The organism is Pacificoceanicola algae (assembly GCF_049341065.1).
In the GTDB taxonomy this organism is placed as follows: domain Bacteria; phylum Pseudomonadota; class Alphaproteobacteria; order Rhodobacterales; family Rhodobacteraceae; genus Pacificoceanicola.
On record NZ_JBMPIX010000013.1, the window covers coordinates 64592 to 82236 of the forward strand.

The following is a 17645-nucleotide window of genomic DNA, read 5'->3' on the forward strand; positions in this document are numbered from 1 at the left end:
GCCGGAAACTACCGAAAATAAACGTGAAATACACGCTTGGCGAAATCTCATTTGCCGCTTTTCAATCCATCTTCTGCTCTGCGACCGCTCGATACCCTCGCCGCGTCTTGTTCGCTGCGAGCTTCAATAGGGCGGTCACAGCATGCCCCTCGTCCGGGTGCCGTTCGATTAGCATCTGCCCTCGAAACCCGATACGGCCCCATTCCCGCACAAGGCATGCGCCGCCAAACAGGTCCGGCTGAACGCTCATTCGATAGAAGCGCCGCATGTTGAGAGACGGGTCGATCCGCTTGAGATCGACCGCTGTCGGGAACACTTCCATTTGCTGCGATATGTCGAACATGTTGTTGGCGCCTCTCTCCAGACCACAATATCAAGCGCTCTTCGACGTTTCCACAATGTTCTGTCCCGGATTGAAGTCGGGGGCTCACGCCCCCTTCTCGAACTTCATGACCGGGATGCCGAGCTTCTTGGCCTTGTCGGCGAGGTTCTCCTGGATACCCGTGCCGGGGAACACCAGAACACCCACGGGCAGCACCTCCAGCATCGCGTCGTTGCGCTTGAAGGGCGCGGCCTTGGCGTGCTTGCTCCAGTCGGGCTTGAAGGCCACCTGCGTCACGCCGCGGGCCTCGGCCCATTTGGCGGCGATGAGCTCTGCGCCCTTCGGGCTTCCACCATGCAGAAGGACCATGTCGGGATACTTGGTCCGGACCTGATCGAGCTTGCCCCAGATCAGGCGGTGATCGTTGAAGTCGGTTCCACCGGTGAGGGCGACTTTGGGGCCTGCGGGGAGCATCACCTCGGTTTCCGCGCGGCGCTTGGCGGCCAGGAAATCGCGGCTGTCGATGAACGCCGCGGTCATGTGCTGGCGGTTCACCATCGAGCCCGTGCGGGGGCGCCAGGCCGATCCCGTGTGATGGACAAACTCGGTGGCGGCGTGATCGCGCATCATGTCCATGCAGTTGCGCCGTTCGACGAGGGTCAGGCCTTCGGCCGTCAGGCGCTCGAGTTCGGTGGATTTCACCTCCGAGCCGTCCTGCTCGCGCTGAAGGCGGCGCTGCACCTGCTCGTTCTCGTCGAGCGACCGCTCGATCCTCGCCGTGGCGCGGTGAAAGAGGTTGACCTGGCCCCAGAGCACCTCTTCGAGGTCGGGTTCCATGCGGGTATCTTCAAGGCTCGCGACGAGGGCATCGAAGATGTCGGCGACGGCGACCGCAAGGCGCTGCCCATCGGGCATCGGGCGCGGATCGGGCTCGTCAAAGGGACGGAAGCCATAAAGCTGCAGCTCATCGAGCGCATGGGCGGTCTGGGATGCGGTGTGGGCGGGTTCATACGCGTCGTCGTGTGTGTGGATCGTCATCTGTTTCTTGCCTCCGGGCCTGTCTCATCCGCGCGACAACCCGCGCGGCCTTCATGGGCTGCGAGAGCTGTCACTGGGGACGCCCCCTCACCCCGCCTTCGGGGCCGGAACGCATGTGGAGGAGGGCGGCAGGCAAGCTATTTGTTTCGCGATGCAAAGCGGGGGCTCGTCCCCCGCGGCGGAAATAGCTTGCCTGCCGCCCTTGATGGGGCGTCCCCTTTGACGGCCGCCTGCCCATCTCTTGAAGGCCGCTCGGGTGTCGGGTGGATGAGATTGCCCGGGAAGAGGCAAAGCGACGATCCACAGCCAAGACAGGGATCCGTGACCCCTACCCCGCTATCCCGGACAGATCCTTGCGCGATGCAGCTCAGCCGAAAAGGCGTTGCCGATCCTCGGGCCCGATCTGCCCTGCCAGATGCTGACGCAGCGCTTCCTTGCGGTTCGCCCGGAGATCATCGTTGAAATCCCCGAGCAGCGGTTCCAGCACCCGCACGCGCACCCCGACCTCGGAGGCTCTGGCGCTCAACTTCTCTGCCGCGCGCTGCCCGGCCGGATCGCGATCGATGGCGATGTAAAGGCGCTTGAGCCCCTCCGGCAACAGGACCGCCCCGAGGTGACCCGAAGAGAGTGCCGCCCAGACGGGCAGACCTGGGATTGCCTCGGACAGGGACAGCATGGTCTCGATGCCTTCGCCGACGACGAGGATGTCATCCTGCGAGGTCAGCCTGACTGCATTGCCGAGGAGGTGACCCATAGCCCGACGCTGTGGATTCACTGCCGCCTTCCCCTGTCCGTCAGGCGCCAGCCAGGTGCGATGCACGCCCTGCACGGCCCCTGCCCCATCGGTGACCGCCGCGATTATCGCAGGTCTGGGGATGCTCCGGGTCTGCCCCTCTTCCCGGTGCCAGCACTTCGGGTGGAAGCGTAAGGCGCCGTTCGCCCCGAATTGGGTGATGCCTCGGGAACGAAGGTAGGTCTCAGCAAGCGTGCCTGTGATCGGGTTCGAGGCAGCAAACAAGCGCGCCGCCGCCGCAGGAGTGCCACCGGGCACCTTGGCATTCCTAGGCTCTTGCCTATCCGGGACGACCGGCTGCGGACGGCCAAGATGCGCTCGGGCCTCGGCGAGAAGGTCGGGGAAGCGCGTGATCCCCGTCCGGGCGCGGATGATGTCCAGGAGATCGCCATGCTCGCCTGTGGCCCCATCCGTAAACTTGCCCGCTGCCCCCGGCCCCGACGCGGGCCCGGTCAGCCGCACGAAGAGCGAGCGGCCAGGATTGTTTTGCAGGTCACCCACGATCCAGTAGGATCCTTCCCGCCGTCCGGCGGGAAGGTAGGCACGACAGACGCCTTCGGCATTTTCTGCCAGATCGCGCACGAGGTCTTCGGTCTCGGAATACATGGGTCAACAACCTCCGCGATCATGTAGCCTTGCGACAGAACAACGTGCAAGCAGACGATCCAGTATCGCGACGCCATCGGCGTCGGTCGGGCAAAACAGCCGAAGCTTCCAACTAATAATCTCCGAGAAGAAGCCATCGGCCTTGAGCCGATCCTTGGCTGCCTCCGAGAAGCCCGACAGTTCGATCCGGTTCGCGCCCATGACGCGCGAGCGGTGCAATTCCATCCCTTCGGACAGGCACACCACGGTCTTGCCCTCCAGAACGAGGGCATGGACCTGCGCGGCCGAGAGCTTGGGCGCATCGGCGGCCAGCGTGGTCGCGACCCAGGCAGGCGAGACGCGGCGGCCGATGATGCGCTGCCCGTCATCGGTCTGCAGGCGGTAGACGCGGGTTTCATCCTGGGGAAGCTGCTTCCAGATCGGCAGCAGCAGACCTGACACGATGTGCAGCGTGGAGTCCGAAAACTCCGGCACCTCGGCCAGTTCCGCAGTCCACGCCGCAGTGAAGGCCGCGCGGTCCGCCTCGAGCCAGTGGGTATCCTCCATGATCCTCGCCGGGACCGTGCTGGCATCAAGCGGGCGGATCAGGCGTAGGCGCGGCTCGATGGTCCCATCGTCCAGCATGTGACTGGTGGCGGGAACCTGCACGGCAGCCCGGCCCGAGCGGCTGTTGACCAGAAGCCGCGCCTGCGAGTCATCCAGCCAGTCGAGCGCATCGGCCAGCGAGGTCGGCGTGTTGCGGCGCTTTTCCGCGATGGTCAGCAGCTGGGTTTCCGCGCCGGAGCCGGGATGGGTGTAGATGACCTGTGCGTCGGTCACCCGGAAGCTCTCAGCACGGAGTGTCTCGAGCCCGAGATCATAGACCCCGGCGGCGATGGCGCCCTCAATTCGCTGATCGAGCAGCTCCTCGAAACCCGCGAACAACACGGCCTGCATGTCGATCGTCAGCGCCAGCAGGCGATTGAGGAAGGTCGTGATCGGCGGCAGGTCATCCTTCAGCCCGTTATCATCGGTCAGGCTGAGCCCGGTCGCATCCTCGAAAGCCCCGAGCGAACATCCGGCCAGATCGCCGCGATAGATGCGGCGGTAAAGCTGGCGCAGGGCGTCGCGGGCGTAGGGCGACTCGAGGTTGTCTTCGGGCCGGAACAACCCCTGCCCGCCGGTCTGGCGCTGGCCGCGCGTTATAGCGCCAAGCGTGTCGAGACGTCGCGCAATGGTCGACAGGAACCGCTTCTCCGCTTTGACATCGGTGGCCACCGGCCGGAACAGCGGCGGCTGCGCCTGGTTGGTCCGGTTGGTGCGTCCGAGGCCCTGAATCGCCGCGTCTGCCTTCCAGCCGGGTTCCAAGAGGTAGTGGACCCGCAGGCGCTGGTTCTTCGCCCCGAGATCGGCGTGATAGCTGCGCCCGGTGCCGCCGGCATCCGAGAAGATCAGGATACGCTTTTCGTCATCCATGAAGGCTTGGGTTTCCGCGAGGTTCGCGGCTCCAGCCCGGTTCTCCACCACGAGCCGTGCCGAATGCCCTCCGCCCTTCCGCACGATGCGCCGCGAGCGCCCTGTGACTTCGGCCACGAGATCGGTGCCGAAGCGCTGGACGATCTGGTCGAGTGCACCCGGCACGGGCGGAAGCGAAGCCAGTTTCTCGATCAGCGCGCCACGACGCCGGACGGCTTCGCGGCACTCCACCGGTTGGCCGTCGCGCATGACGGGGCGCGACGAGAGGTTGCCCTCGCTGTCGGTGAAAGGCTCGTAGAGCTGCACCGGGAAGGAATGGGCGAGGTAGTCCAGAACATATTCCCTGGGTGTGATGTCACAACGGATATCATTCCATTCGTCGGTTGGGATCTCCGACAGGCGGCGTTCCATCAGCGCCTCACCCGTCGAGACGATCTGGATGACTGCCGCGTGACCCGCAGCCAGATCTGTATCGATGGATGCTATTAGCGTGGGGGTCTTCATCGAGGTGAGCAAATGGCCGAAGAATCGCTGCTTGGCGGACTCGAAGGCGGACCGCGCGGCGGATTTCGCCTGACGGTTCAACGTGCCGCTCTCGCCAGAAATGTTCGCCGCATCCAACGCCGCGGTCAGGTTGTTGTGAATGATGGCGAAGGCCCCGGCATAGGCATCGTAAATGCCGCGCTGCTCGGGGCTGAGCGCATGTTCGAGCATCTCGTATTCGACACCGTCATAGGACAGCGACCGCGCCGTGTAGAGACCGAGCGCCCGGAGGTCGCGGGCAAGAACCTCCATCGCCGCGACACCGCCAGCCTCAATGGCTTCCACAAATTCCGACCGGGTCTGAAAGGGGAAATCCTCCCCGCCCCAGAGCCCGAGACGCTGCGCGTAGGCGAGGTTGTGGACCGTCGTCGCGCCTGTGGCCGAGACATAGACCACGCGGGCATTCGGAAGTTTGTGTTGAAGGCGCAGACCCGCCCTGCCCTGCTGCGAGGCCATGGTATCGCCGCGCTCGCCTTTGCCGCCGGCGGCATTGGCCATGGCATGGCTTTCGTCGAAGAGGATCACCCCGTCGAAATCTGCCCCGAGCCAGTCGACGATCTGGTCGACACGGGATTTCTTCCCGCCTCGTTCTTCCGAACGCAGCGTCGCATAGGTGGTGAAGAGAATGCCCTCGGTAAGCGGGATGTCGCGGCCTTGGGCAAAGCGCGAGAGCGGCGTGACCAGCAGGCGCTCCTGCCCGAGCGCCGACCAGTCGCGCTGCGCATCTTCCAGCAGCTTGTCGCTCTTTGAGATCCACAGCGCCTTGCGTCTTCCTCGGGCCCAGTTGTCGAGCAGGATCCCGGCCGACTGGCGGCCCTTGCCCGCCCCGGTGCCATCGCCGAGGAAGAAACCCCGGCGGAAGCGGACGGCGTCAGCGGCATCCTCCGGTGCTGCGGATACCACGTCTCCGGTCTCATCGACGGTCCAAGACCCCGCGAGATGCGCGCCATGCGCCTCCCCCGCGTAGATGACGGTCTCGAGCTGCGCGTCCGACAGGAGCCCTTCGCGCAGGACGGCGGCAGGCAGCTTGGGGCGATAGCTGGGTTTCGGCGGTGCGACAGAGGCCATGGCCGCCGATTGCACAAGCTTGGTCGGGTGTTGGGCCGCGCCGGGGATCTCGATCGCCTGCAGTCGGAAGGTCTCGTAGATCGCGTCGGACAGTCGTGCGGCATCTGCGTCCCCGGCGGCGTCGCGGAGAGCGTAGTCCAGTTCCTCAGCCTCAATCGGCGTTTCGGGTTTCGCCGGTTGAGCTGCCGAGGTCGCGCGCAATCGGTTGACGGGTTTGCGTGTGGTGAGGGCGGGGTTTCCCGGGAAGAGAGAAGAATGGCCCTGCCCCATTGCAGCTGCCTGATCCAGCTCTAAGCGCAGCGGGACCTCTGCGGTGATCCGGGACAGAAGATGTGCGACGTCAGGTGACATGGGTTGGCGCAGGTCAGCGGTGATGCCGCCCGGCTCGCCGCCGCGGCATTTGTCAAAAACAGTAATCCGCGTCTCGAAGCTGGTGCCGTGCTTGGCGAAAGCTGCGCCAGACACGACGCCGGTGAAAACGAGATGGGCCGTCTCGGTCAGACGGCCGAAGGTCTCGGCCCAGGCAGGCGCATCCGGCGCGAAACCGGCCCCTGTGATGGCGACGAGCCGCCCGCCGGGGGCCAGGCGCGCGAGCGACGAGCGCAGATGCCGGGCCGTCGCCTCGGTCGACCGACCATCGACATTGGCTTGGGCCGAGAAGGGCGGGTTCATTAGGATGACGCTCGGGCTTGAGGAGGCGTCGAGATGATCATCGATCTGCGCGGCATCGAACCGGGTGACCGGTCGGCCCGGGAAAAGCAGCCGAAGGAGATCGACGCGGGTTTCGGCCAGCTCGTTCAGCGAAAGATTGCCGCCGGCGATCTCGGCGAGGATCGCCAGAAGCCCGGTCCCGGCAGACGGCTCTAGGACAAGATCACGGGGCGTGATCTGTGCTGCCGCCACAGCCGCGAGCCCCATGGGCAGCGGCGTCGAGAATTGCTGAAAGCGCTCCATCTCTTCCGACCGCCGGGTGTGCGTGGGCAAGAGGCCTGCCACCTTGGCGAGGATCGGCAAGAGCGCCGCAGGCGAGCCGGCACGGGCAAGCAGCGCCCGACCGAACTTTCGCAGAAAGAGGATCAGCGCCACCTCACCCGCCTCATAGGCGAGCTTCCAGTCCCAAGCACCGGTCGCATCGGAACCGCCAAAAGCATGTTCCATCTCGCGGCGCAGGCGCAGCGCGTCGATCTGAAGCCCTTGCGCCAGATCGGGCTGCAGCGCTTGAGCAACAGCAACGATCGCAGGGGCAGGATTTGCTGCCAACGGAACAACGGGCGCAGGCAAGGACGCCTGCGCAACAGGGGCAAGATGGGTCATCGGGAAACTCCGGAATGAAGGACAGGATCAGGCCCGGACACCCTCTCTCGGGCAGCCTCGGACCTGATCTTTCCCGGCCCCTCTCTCCCTCTCGCACCAAGGCGTTCCCGACGCTTGGCTTGATTATGTTCTTGTTATGTTCTATTTTAGAACCAAGCCAGAAAGGGGGTTCCACCATGGAAAGCAACAAGCACGCCCTGCCCGCAACGCCCAAGCAGATCGCCTATGCGCGGTCGCTCGCCCTGCGTAACCGGACGCTCCTGCCCTGGGAGGTTCAGCAAGACCGGCGATCTTTGAGCGCTTGGATCGAGGCTCAGGCCCGGCTGAAGCCGGTATCGGACATGGACCGGCTGCCCACCTCCAGGCAGGTGGCCTTCGCTGAGAAGCTCGCCCGGATCAAACGGCGCGCCGTTCCGGACGAATGCTTCCGCGACAAGGGACTCATGTCGAAGTGGATCGACGGGAACAAGTGACGGTTGTCAGCTGGTGGATGGCTTGTCGGCGCAAGAATCCACCAGAGTTTCCCTCCGCCTACGAAACGCTGCTCGTAGTGTGTCGGTCCGTGGGGGCGGACAGTCCAACGCCTCAAAGAACGGCTGATGGTCACATGGCTGCAAGTTCGTGACGTCCGCGCTGTTGTCGTTTGCCTGTTTCATTTCTTCGGAACCCCAAAGGCGCATGCGCTGTAACTTGTCAGCCGACAGCCGCAATCGAGTAGTGCGGTGTCCCATCCCACACAAGATCCCAAGACGCGCCGGGCCGGACGTTCTGAATTGCGTGGGGCTCGAAGCAGACCAAGCAATTCCCGCCCGGTGCAGGAGCCCGGACCGAAGGGTAAATCAGGCCCTTGGATCCGCCCCGACGCAGATGCTGTGCCAGGCTTTGGCCCTCGGGATACCCGACAGCCGGATCCGGATGCAGCGCCGGATGACCTGCCTCATCGGTCATGTCGTCGAAGACGCCGATGAAGTCGGCCAGCAATTCCACATAGCGGGCGCTATCGTGGAAGCTGCCGGTAAAGCCGAGTTCGCGTGTGCGGTGCCAAGCCACTTCGCTGACAGAAACCATCACATCCCATGCGCAGTACCACGCGCCGCGCTCCTCGGCGTTGAAGCGGTTTCCGCCGGCGCGGGTGTAAGTGAAGGCTGCGTTGACGTGACTGTCCCCATAGATGCGCAGATCGCGGCTGCGGCGTTGCCAAGCGAGTTCGCGCGGGTCCAGATGCGGGTTGCGCCCGCGTTCGGCCTGTAGACGTCCACTGGTCAGGCCCTCGATCTCTGCCAAGATCTCCATCTCGTCATCGGTATCGACGAGACCGCGCAGCGATGGTGGCTTGTGGTAGGTGGCGGGCAGGAGACGAACGAGACCGCGATCGGAAATCTCGGTCTGCTTCATGCCCCACCACGCAACGCATCAAGATAGGTCCGAACCGCGAGGATCTGCGGCAAACCCCCGTCGATGGCGGTGTCAACTGGCCGACTTCCACCAAAGAGCGGCCCCTTGTTCGGTCGGGTGAACCAGCTTTTTGCCAGAGGCTCCGAGAAGTAGAGTTCGAGCGACTTGAAGATGCCAATTACAGCGCTGAGCCGCAGCAGTTGGTCCTTGGTCAGTTCCCCCGCAAAGTCAGGCTTCTTGGCGCGCTTCCACGTGCTCTCTGACATGTCGGCAAGGCCAGCCGCCTCCTTGAGGCTGAGACCCCAAGCATCAGCCACGCGCGCATAGGCCTTCAGCGCGACGGCGTTGATCTGTGCGGGTTCCCGGATCTTCTCTGCAACGTACATGGCGTCCTCCATTGGCTTCAATATAGTCCATATGGACTTACTGTAAAGATCAAATGAACCTTACGCTTTGATCTCTGTTACCCGAACCGCCGCCCTGCTTCCGTAAACGTATACGCGTTCGCGATGATCCCCTCCTCGATGGCCTCGTCCGAGGTGAGGTGGTCGTATTCGGCCTCAAGCTCGCGGTAAAGCCAGCGGGCCAAATCTCGCAGCGCTTCGGTCACGACATCTTCCGCGTCCTCGGTCGGCGGCTGCCAGGTCGGGCTGTCCCGCGTGACGTCGATCGACATGGTATATTCGTGGTAATAGTGGCCACGGTGGCTGGCCTCCGCGGCGAGCTGGTAGAAGTTCTGGCGCTGGATGGCCTGCAGACGGTCGGCGATGCCATGCAGCGTCGCGTCGGTCGGGGCGTAGTCCCGGATGCGCGCGGCCGCACCCTTGGCGTGGGACCAATAGCCCTCGAAGCAGGCCCCGTCGCCCTGGCTCCAGAAGCCGGAGAACCAGATGCAGGGCTTGGCCCGCGTCCCGCCGCCCATCAAGCGGACGGAGGTGGTGTTCAGACGGATGCCGAGGATCTCGCAGACCCGCTCGAAATCGTCATAGACCGCGTCCCACCAATCGTCGTGGGGGCCAAACTCGCGATACCAGCTCCGCGCCTTTTCCTTGGCCGCATCCGAGAGTTCGGGGAACTGGTAGACGGTGGTGCAGATGACCTCAGGCATCGACGTCCTCCCCGTTCAGCGCGGCGGCCAGCCATTCCTGGCTGCTGGTCCAACCGACGGATTTGCGTGCGCCGAGATCGATAACATGCGCGCCGCCACCAAAGGCGTCGAGGCGGGGCCGGGAGCAGGTCAGGGCGTACTGGAAGCCCCAGAGGCCGGTAAGGTCGAGATCTTCGGCAAGGCGCAGCACGAAGCGGATGACCGCCTCGACATCGCCGTGGTCATCGTCATGGATCCAGAGGGTGCAGCCCTCGGGGGCATCCTGGAGCACGAGATCGAAGCCCGCGATTTCCGGATCGTCGGCGTCCTGATCCGCAGCTCGGATTTCCTGGAACAGGGCGAGCGCGCGAGCCGCCTTGTCGGGGCTGCCTACGTCGAGCAGGCACGAGAAATGGGTGAAGTAATCCGCCATGGGGACCTCCTGAATGGGTAAGGCCCGGCCGAGAGGCCGGGCACTCGGTTGGGATGAAGGGGTAGTTGGGAACGATCAGCCGGTCGGCGTGTCGCCCGCCGCCTGTCGTGCGGCATGAGCGCAGAGCATCTGCCAGTAGAAGCGCTTGCGCGCGAGCCGGAGACTGCAAACAGCGCGCGTGTCGGGGTGTAGCGCCCGGACCGCCGCGCGAACCACTGCCAGTCGCGAAGCGGTCGGCGGCAAACCAAGACTTAGATAGGTGGGATCGGTCATGTCACATGACCTCGACCACGGGCGAAGCGAGATGCGGATCGACCTGTGCCTCGATCCGTTCGGTCCGACCCATCCAAGGCTCGGGCCGAATGGCCTTCACCCAATCGGCGAAGCTCGGGATGAAGCCGAGGTCCTCCTTAACATGCTGCTCGCCGACCCACCGGGTCGGGATGATGCGTCCGGTCGAGAGCGTAAGCGTCGGACCAAAGATTGTCTCGGCCATGAAGATGCCCTCGGCATGGTGGCGCAGCGCCCGGTGCCGGAAGTCCGCTGTGATCTCCTTGCTCTGGTCGAACCAGGCATGCACCGAGATGAAATCCTCGACCGTGCCGCCCCATTTCTTCACCGAGGATAGAGCGTGGTGGTAGGGATGTGCCATCGCCGCCCCCTTAGAAATCGTGTGTGTAAAGTTCGGACGAAGTGAAGCGCTCGTTGAACTCGAGGTGGATGGTGCGAGCGCTCGCGTCGAAGCAGAATTCGCCGTAAGCCCCGTCGTTGTTTTCCCAACCGCCATGGGTGTCGGAGAGGAAGTCGTAGGCCAGCTGCTCCACGACATCTTCGAGCGAAAGCGCCCGCATCTCGACCTCCGGGTCGTCCCAGGTCAATGCGGCATAGGCGATTTCGGTCTTGGGGAAAGCAACCTCGGTATCGCCCGCGTAGGCTTCGATGCTTTCAACCTGGCCGCTATCGCCATAGCCGTCGAAACTCACGGTCACATGGGTGATGCCCGCGGCAGTCAGGCCATCGAAGAGGCGCTCCTTGTTGGCCGGACGCAAAGCTGCGATCCGCGCGTCACGCTCGGCCTGCCGGGCCAGCATGGCGGTGAAATCAATCCTGGACGGCGCCATCGGCGCGGCTAGGGTGGGTTCGATCTTGGACATTGGAAACTCCGAAATGAGGGAAAGGATCTGAACCCCGAGGCTCTCTCTCGTCCTCGTAGGTTCACATCCTCCCCTGCCCTTCTCTGACTCTCGGGCGTCACGCCGCGATCTGCAGGGCGCGAGACGCGAAGACACGCCAGAGCGGATCGACAAGACGGGCATCGAGAAGGTCGGCGTGGTGCCGCAGCCGTCGCGCGAGGCCATGTTCATGCCACTCGGCCGCCCGCATGGCCTGCGCGCGGGTCTGGCTGGCCTCGGACACGACGGCGCGGGCTTCGGCGGCATCCGAGACCGGGTGGCACCATGCGACCCCGCCATCAAAGGTAGCTCCGGCCAGAACGAGACGGCCCTCCCGATCGAGGATTGCCAGGATGCGCGGAGCGTCTTCAGGTGTGATATCTTCGGCGTGAACGATTGCCCCCTGCATGGCCTCGGCCAGCGTGGCAAACCGCTCCAGTACCTTGGGGTGTGCCTGCCCGGACATGAGAGCAGCGGGCGCATGGCAAGCCGTCGTGAGTGCGAACGGCAAGTCTTGATCTGCAAAAACGGTCAGGAGGCTCGGCGGCAAACCTGTTTTCTGCGTTTCCGGCTGAGTTTGGAGAGGAAGGTCGAACATGGGCATATCTCCGACGGTGCGGAGAGCCTCTCTCCCCGCTTCAAACCGTCAAAGACCAAACCCCCGCCCTCTTCCTCGGAAGGGTGACGGCGGCAGGCTCGCAAGGCGCGTCACAGCTTGCCCAGGGCCCGCAGGCTCAGTTCCGTCCCGGCGCCGACGATGATGTGGTCATGCAGCGTCAGGCCGAAGAACTTACACCCCTTCTGGATCTCCCCGGTCATGCTTAGATCGGCCTCCGACGGTGTCGGATCGCCCGACGGGTGGTTGTGGATCAGGATCAGCCCGCTGGCGTTCAGCATCAGCGCCCGCTTGATCACCTCGCGTGGATAGACCGGGACATGGTCGACCGTGCCTGTCGAGAGCAGTTCATCGGCGATGATGCGGTTCTTGCGGTACAGGTAGAGGACGTGGAAGCGCTCGATGGGTCCTCGGACGCTGAACGCACAATAGTCCAGCAGCGCCTGCCAACTGCCGATGACAGGGTTCTGGCTGAGATAGCGGCCGAGGATGTCGCGGGCGTCTAGGATGACGGTTTCTTCTTGGGGAGTCATGAGGGTCTCGCTGTATTGCACGAATACCGAAGGCCCCTGCCCTATCGGGCAAGGCCAGCGGCATGCATGTGGTAAGTGAGGTGAAACGACCGCCACGCTTGCGGGCGGTCGCTGTATCGAGGTTCGCCTCAGCCGACTCGGTCGAGGAGCTTCTTGGCGCGCCCTTCCATGTCGAGGCGCGCGTCCTGCTGGGTCTTGTCGCGCGCAAGCCGCGTGATGCCCTGCACGAAATCGAAGATGCTCTCAGGCGGGCGGCCTTCCTCCATCAGCACCTTCTCGATGATCTTGCCGGATTCGGCCTTCGAGAAACCGCGCTTGCGCAGGAAATCCGCGCGGTCTTCGTCGCTGCGCGCCACGACCTGCTGCCGCGCCGCCTTGATGCCGTTCACGAAGCCCTGTGGCGAGGAATTGGCGAACCGCGTCAGCGCCGGGGCCGCTTCATGGGCGAAGCGGGAGGCGGCGTATTTCGAGTGGCGGATCTTGATCTCCTGGAAATCCTCGACGCCCCAGAGGTTGCGGTTCTGGCACACCGCCCGCAGGTAGAAGCTCGCCATGCCGAGGGTCTTCGCGCCGACCTCGGAATTCCAGCAATAGAAGCCCCGGAAATAGAGATCGGGGGAGCCGTCGGGCAACTTGCCTGCTTCGATCGGATTGCGGTCGTCGACCAGGAACAGGAAGACGTCGCGGTCCGAGGCGTAGAGCGTGGTCGTGTCGCGGCTGATCTCGACATCGGGGTTGTAGACCCCGGTCGACCAATCCAGCACACCCGGCACCTTCCAGCGCGTATCGCCCGTGCCATTGCCCGCGATGCGCTGCACCGCCTCGACAAGCTCGAAGTCATGGATGCGACCGTAGTCGGGACCGGTCACGGCGCGCAGTTCGGTCCGGCCATCCTCGGTCTCGAAGGTCTTCACCTGCTCGGCGCGGTGGTTGGTCAAACCGTATTGCAGGTTGATCCCCGCCAAAGGCGCGGGCAGCTGCCGAAGGTAAGAGGCCGGAGCGCCGACAATGCTGGCGAGCTGGCCGAAGGCCCAATGCGTCGGCGCGACCGGTTCATGCGCTTTCGGCAGCATCAGGTGCAACCGCTCAGCGTTGTCGCGCGCGGCCTCGACCCTGATATCGGCGGTCTGCACCACCCGGCTGCGGCTGCGCTCAGAGCGCCCCTTCACATTGGCCCAGAGATCGTCGAGCGAGAGATACCGCTCGTCATCGGGCCGGTTGAACCATTCGGACGACACCCGCCCGTTTCGCTCCCCCCGGCTCACGTCCACTTTCCAGCCACCAGCCCGCGCCGGCTGAACCGGATCCAGTACTTCCACAACACCCATCGGCATTCCTCCGTGACAGGCACCGGGAGCCACTCTCCCAGCCATCAACCCGTCACCGGGATACCGGCACCCCTCTCACTCTCAACAACGCGAAGGGCGGGTGGACGAAGCCGCTATCGCGGCAATGGCGCTTGTGGCTAACGTATTGAGCCGATCCTGGCGGTGCGCATTTTGTAATCTGGCTGACCTGTTTGACGATTGAGGTTTCTCAATCTGATGACAGGAGGACCTCATGAAAGAGGAGAAGATGAGCCCGCTGCGTGAGCGGATGATTGAAGACATGCGCATTCGTGGAATGTCGCCGAAGACCCAGCAGGGCCATATCAGGGCTGTCAGGTACTTTGCCGAGTTCATCAGGCGCTCACCCGATACAGCGACGCCAGATGAGCTACGCGCGTACCAGCTCCACATGTCAGATACTGGCGTCTCGACCGGCGTGTTCAACGCGAGGATCGTGTCTCTGCGCTTCTTCTTTGGGATGACCTGTGGGCGCGAAGAGATGAAGCGGTACATGCAGTTCCGGCGCAAGCCGAAGAAGCTGCCCGTTGTCTTGAGCGTCGAGGAGGTTGGGGATCTGCTGTCGGCGGTTCCCGGGCCGGGGCTGAAGTATCGCGCGGCCTTGGGGATCAGCTATGGTGCCGGGTTGCGCGCGTCTGAGGTCTGTAATCTCAAGGTCTCAGACATCGACAGTGACCGAATGTTGATCCATGTGGATGAGGGCAAGAATGACAAAGACCGCAAGGCAATGTTGTCACCCGCCTTGCTTGATCTGCTGCGTGACTATTGGCGCGAGGCGCGGCCAGAGGGATGGCTGTTTCCGGGCAAACCCAAGATCATGGCTCTGTCGCCGCGCCAGCTGAATCGCGCGTTCACGTCGGCCAAGCACATGGCCGGGATCAACAAACCTGCCACGCTGCACACCTTGCGCCATAGCTTTGCAACGCATCTCCTCGAAGCCGGAACTGACGTGCGCGTGATCCAGGTGCTTTTGGGGCATTCCAAGCTCAGTACGACAGCGCGCTATACGCATGTCGCGACCAAAACCATTCGTGGCACCGTCAGCCCGTACGAGATGTTGGAAAAGCTGCAGGATCATACCGTGAGGCGAGGACTGGAATAGCGGCTGGGGCGGTTGGCGCGCCCAAGGCTGGAGATCGCTGATATCTTTCGGAACTATGGTTCCGCGTGGCGGCGGGCCAATGCGGGTCATGTCAGTCTCGGTCAACTCAAGGTGATGTCAGCGATTGAAGCCTGCCGAACCGAGGCGCTCGGCGGGCATGTCGCCGGGTGCGCCAAATGCGGCCACCATCACATCGCATACAACAGCTGCAAGAACCGCCATTGCCCCAAATGCCAGGGACCCGCCGCGCGGGACTGGATGCAGGCGCGTGCCGAGGACCTGCTGCCCGTCGAATACTTCCACGTCGTCTTCACGGTGCCGGCCGAGATTGCCCGTATCGCCTATTGGAACCAGAAGGCAGTCTACGGCCTGCTGTTCCGCGCATCAGCTGAAACAGTGATGACCATCGCCGCCGACCCCAAGCGACTTGGTGCGAAGGTCGGCATGACCAGTGTCCTGCACACCTGGGGATCGGCGCTGACACACCATCCCCACGTCCACATGATCGTCCCCGGTGGCGGTCTGTCACCCGATGGCAAAAGTTGGGTCGCCTGCAGGCCGGGGTTCTTTCTGCATGTGCGGGTGCTGGCACGGCTGTTCAGACGCCTGTTCCTGGATGGGCTCATGGACTTGCACCGTGCAGGCCTGCTCAACTTCTTTGGCGATCTCGATCGCTTGGCGCAGGCAGACAACTTCGCGCAGTGGCTCGCCCTGTTCCGTAAAACCGACTGGGTGGTCTATGCCAAACCACCCTTCGGAGGACCCGAGGCGGTGTTGGCATATCTGAGCCGCTACACGCATCGGGTCGCGATCTCAAACCACCGCCTGGTCAGCGCCGATGCCGACACCGTTGCGTTCCGCTGGAAGGATTACCGTATCAAGCGCGGTGACCGCCAAAAGATCATGCGATTGGCCACACCCGAGTTCATCCGCCGTTTCCTGATCCACGTTCTACCTGGCGGCTTCCACCGCATCCGGCATTATGGCCTGTTAGCCAGTGCGACGCGCAAAACAAATATCACGAAGATCCGAGCGTTGCTCGGTGTTCAACGCTCCGAACAAAACACTGAACCAGATCCGGAACCCGAGATCGCCCCTCTCACTTTGCGCGAGCCTTGTCCGTGCTGCGGTGGCGATATGCGCATCATAGAGATCTTCCGGCGCGGCCAGAAACCAATGTCGCGCGCGCCACCAAGGGAGCTGGCCGCATGACACGAAGCCTGTTCACCCAACACAACATCAGCCGGTCCCTTTTGGATGATCGGACGAAGCCGTTTGAGGCCGTCACCCAAAATGGCGGCGTGGATCGCATTATGCGCGCTCAATCGGCGATATGCTTGCGACCAAGGTGGCGGAAAATGACTGTAGCAAGCGCATCCTACACAGTCGGCCACGCGCCCATGGCAACGTCAGCCTCACCCGTTGGCGCTCTTTCCCCATAGCCTGATCCCAGATCGCCGCAGCTTCTTCCTTCCGAGGTTTGTCAACGCGGGCCGCCGATAGTGCGAGTGGGCAACCTTGCACCCCGGCCCGCATCGAAAAACCTTCAGGGGAGCGGTCATTCGCTGCGGCTTGAACCAATGTCGGCATTGTAGAGCCTCACACGCCGGGGGGACAACGCGCTCGATCAGAACCTACGCCAGATCGCGACCGTGTCGGCGCGTCCCCACCAACACGTTCATTTCTTTACGACCAATGCCGGATGTCTACCTCGCCAATATCGTGTTACATTGACAATGGAACCACGAGGAGGAGCGGGGTTTTGCTGGAACATGCACTTGTTCTGGATTCGTTAGGGGCGCCGATCAGGCACCGGCAGAAAACCCATTCAGCTGATTGGGACGAAGTGGAGGACTTCTGCCGGTCGGTCTATATGCGATATCGGGTGCGGCCTTTGGATCGCTTGTCCCTGCCGGATGCGACCATGATTTCGGCGAAGGCGGGCTGTGTGACCATGACCCGGTTTGCCTACGGCACCGGCATTCACCTTGACCGTTTCGATCCTGATGCCGGAAACATCCTTGTTCTTAACACCCTGCGCGGGGCATTGGATCATCAAACCGATGGTGGCTCTATTGCAACCGCTGCCGGGGAAAGCTTTGTCGTAGATTGCTCCCGAGCCGAATATTGGCTTGAGGGTGATCCCGACCATATGCAGCTGAACCTCACGATCCCGCATCAGGCGATGGTTGATACGGCCGAGAGGTGGTTCGGTTTCGTGCCGGATGACCGCCTGTGGACGAGCCGTGTCAAGATCGGCGGCCCCAACTCAGCCTGGCCCGCGCTTCTCGATTATGCCACCCGTGCCTTAACGCGCGCGGGCGAAGTCTCATCCGACGCAGTCTTGGTGCGGCATATCGAAGAGATGCTTTGCGTCGAACTTCTGCGACAGTGGGCATCGGCCGCTGGGTTGAGCCTTGAGACCGGGGCCCGCTGTGCAGCCCCCGGTTACGTTCGCGCGGCCGAGGAGATCATGGAAGCCGAAGCGCGCGAAGCACCTTCAATCGGCGATGTGGCCAAGCGTGTCGGCGTTTCTGCAAGGACACTGTCCGGCGGATTTCAGAAGTTTCGAGGTATTTCGCCTCGGGCATTCCTCGTGGCGCGGCGGCTTGACGGCTTTCGCCGGGATCTTGAAACTTTGCCAGCCAATGTGACCGTCACCGTGATCGCCGCAGACTGGGGCTTTTCGAACTTCGGCGCTCTGGCCGGCCGGTATCGAGAAAGGTTCGGAGAAACGCCGTCGCAGACGCGTGGTCGGGTCGCACGACGCGTCCGCCCGCACTGACTTCGTTTCCGAAATCGGACAGAACATACCGGTTGCG

At 63.3% G+C, this 17645-nt stretch carries 18 protein-coding genes; 4 read left to right on the forward strand and 14 right to left on the reverse strand.

The features are described 5' to 3' along the window. Positions 1-61 precede the first annotated feature (61 nt). The 4 genes from ACOYQJ_RS17310 to ACOYQJ_RS17325 form a co-directional block, all read right to left on the reverse strand. Positions 62-343: a WGR domain-containing protein gene (locus tag ACOYQJ_RS17310; protein ID WP_422907272.1), complete on the reverse strand. Its 282-nt coding sequence runs from the start codon at positions 341-343 to the stop codon at positions 62-64. Between the two features lie 84 nt (positions 344-427). Next, on the reverse strand, positions 428-1360 hold the full coding sequence (locus tag ACOYQJ_RS17315) for a DUF2493 domain-containing protein (RefSeq protein WP_422907273.1): 933 nt from the start codon (positions 1358-1360) through the stop codon (positions 428-430). A gap of 367 nt (positions 1361-1727) precedes the next feature. Then, complete coding sequence (locus ACOYQJ_RS17320) at positions 1728-2759, reverse strand: DUF7146 domain-containing protein (protein ID WP_422907274.1); 1032 nt, start codon at positions 2757-2759, stop codon at positions 1728-1730. A 3-nt stretch (positions 2760-2762) separates the two neighbouring features. Further along, on the reverse strand, positions 2763-7139 hold the full coding sequence (locus ACOYQJ_RS17325) for a strawberry notch-like NTP hydrolase domain-containing protein (protein ID WP_422907275.1): 4377 nt from the start codon (positions 7137-7139) through the stop codon (positions 2763-2765). Between the two features lie 176 nt (positions 7140-7315). Here ACOYQJ_RS17325 and ACOYQJ_RS17330 point away from each other — a divergent pair, with 176 nt between their 5' ends. Further along, a complete protein-coding gene (locus ACOYQJ_RS17330; protein WP_422907276.1) occupies positions 7316-7612 on the forward strand; it encodes a hypothetical protein in 297 nt (98 codons plus the stop codon). Between the two features lie 220 nt (positions 7613-7832). On the opposite strand, the gene ACOYQJ_RS17335 is transcribed toward ACOYQJ_RS17330, so the two are convergent. From ACOYQJ_RS17335 to ACOYQJ_RS17380, 10 genes are all read right to left on the reverse strand, one after another. Beyond that, positions 7833-8534: an RES family NAD+ phosphorylase gene (locus ACOYQJ_RS17335; RefSeq protein ID WP_028095452.1), complete on the reverse strand. Its 702-nt coding sequence runs from the start codon at positions 8532-8534 to the stop codon at positions 7833-7835. Next, positions 8531-8932 (reverse strand): MbcA/ParS/Xre antitoxin family protein, encoded by a 402-nt coding sequence (locus ACOYQJ_RS17340; RefSeq protein ID WP_028095451.1) that lies wholly within the window; start codon positions 8930-8932, stop codon positions 8531-8533. Before ACOYQJ_RS17340 ends, ACOYQJ_RS17335 begins: the two co-directional genes overlap by 4 nt. Before the next feature lie 65 nt (positions 8933-8997). Further along, on the reverse strand, positions 8998-9642 hold the full coding sequence (locus ACOYQJ_RS17345) for a DUF8835 domain-containing pootine (protein WP_422907277.1): 645 nt from the start codon (positions 9640-9642) through the stop codon (positions 8998-9000). Further along, complete coding sequence (locus ACOYQJ_RS17350) at positions 9635-10054, reverse strand: hypothetical protein (protein WP_149615704.1); 420 nt, start codon at positions 10052-10054, stop codon at positions 9635-9637. The genes ACOYQJ_RS17345 and ACOYQJ_RS17350 overlap by 8 nt, the downstream gene beginning before the upstream one ends. Positions 10055-10129: 75 nt before the next feature. Beyond that, positions 10130-10327, reverse strand: coding sequence for a hypothetical protein (locus ACOYQJ_RS17355; protein WP_149615703.1), 198 nt, complete (start codon positions 10325-10327; stop codon positions 10130-10132). A 1-nt stretch (position 10328) separates the two neighbouring features. Beyond that, positions 10329-10706, reverse strand: coding sequence for a DUF6915 family protein (locus ACOYQJ_RS17360; RefSeq protein WP_422907278.1), 378 nt, complete (start codon positions 10704-10706; stop codon positions 10329-10331). A 10-nt stretch (positions 10707-10716) separates the two neighbouring features. Further along, on the reverse strand, positions 10717-11208 hold the full coding sequence (locus ACOYQJ_RS17365) for a DUF6878 family protein (protein WP_422907279.1): 492 nt from the start codon (positions 11206-11208) through the stop codon (positions 10717-10719). A gap of 97 nt (positions 11209-11305) precedes the next feature. Continuing rightward, positions 11306-11824, reverse strand: a complete 519-nt coding sequence (locus tag ACOYQJ_RS17370; RefSeq protein WP_422907280.1) for a DNA repair protein RadC — start codon at positions 11822-11824, stop codon at positions 11306-11308. Positions 11825-11934: 110 nt separating this feature from the next. Further along, on the reverse strand, positions 11935-12375 hold the full coding sequence (locus ACOYQJ_RS17375; RefSeq protein WP_422907281.1) for a JAB domain-containing protein: 441 nt from the start codon (positions 12373-12375) through the stop codon (positions 11935-11937). Between the two features lie 128 nt (positions 12376-12503). Next, the gene (locus ACOYQJ_RS17380) at positions 12504-13703 is read right to left on the reverse strand and encodes a DUF932 domain-containing protein (RefSeq protein ID WP_422907282.1); all 1200 of its coding nucleotides are present in this window, start codon (positions 13701-13703) and stop codon (positions 12504-12506) included. A 232-nt stretch (positions 13704-13935) separates the two neighbouring features. Here ACOYQJ_RS17380 and ACOYQJ_RS17385 point away from each other — a divergent pair, with 232 nt between their 5' ends. The 3 genes from ACOYQJ_RS17385 (at position 13936) to ACOYQJ_RS17395 (ending at position 17608) form a co-directional block, all read left to right on the forward strand. Continuing rightward, the gene (locus ACOYQJ_RS17385; RefSeq protein WP_422907283.1) at positions 13936-14823 is read left to right on the forward strand and encodes a tyrosine-type recombinase/integrase; all 888 of its coding nucleotides are present in this window, start codon (positions 13936-13938) and stop codon (positions 14821-14823) included. Between the two features lie 12 nt (positions 14824-14835). After that, positions 14836-16035: an IS91 family transposase gene (locus tag ACOYQJ_RS17390; protein ID WP_422907284.1), complete on the forward strand. Its 1200-nt coding sequence runs from the start codon at positions 14836-14838 to the stop codon at positions 16033-16035. Positions 16036-16585: 550 nt separating this feature from the next. Further along, positions 16586-17608 carry an AraC family transcriptional regulator gene (locus ACOYQJ_RS17395; RefSeq protein ID WP_009807931.1) on the forward strand — a complete coding sequence of 341 codons (1023 nt, stop codon included), beginning with the start codon at positions 16586-16588 and terminating at the stop codon, positions 17606-17608. The last annotated feature ends 37 nt before the right edge of the window (positions 17609-17645 follow it).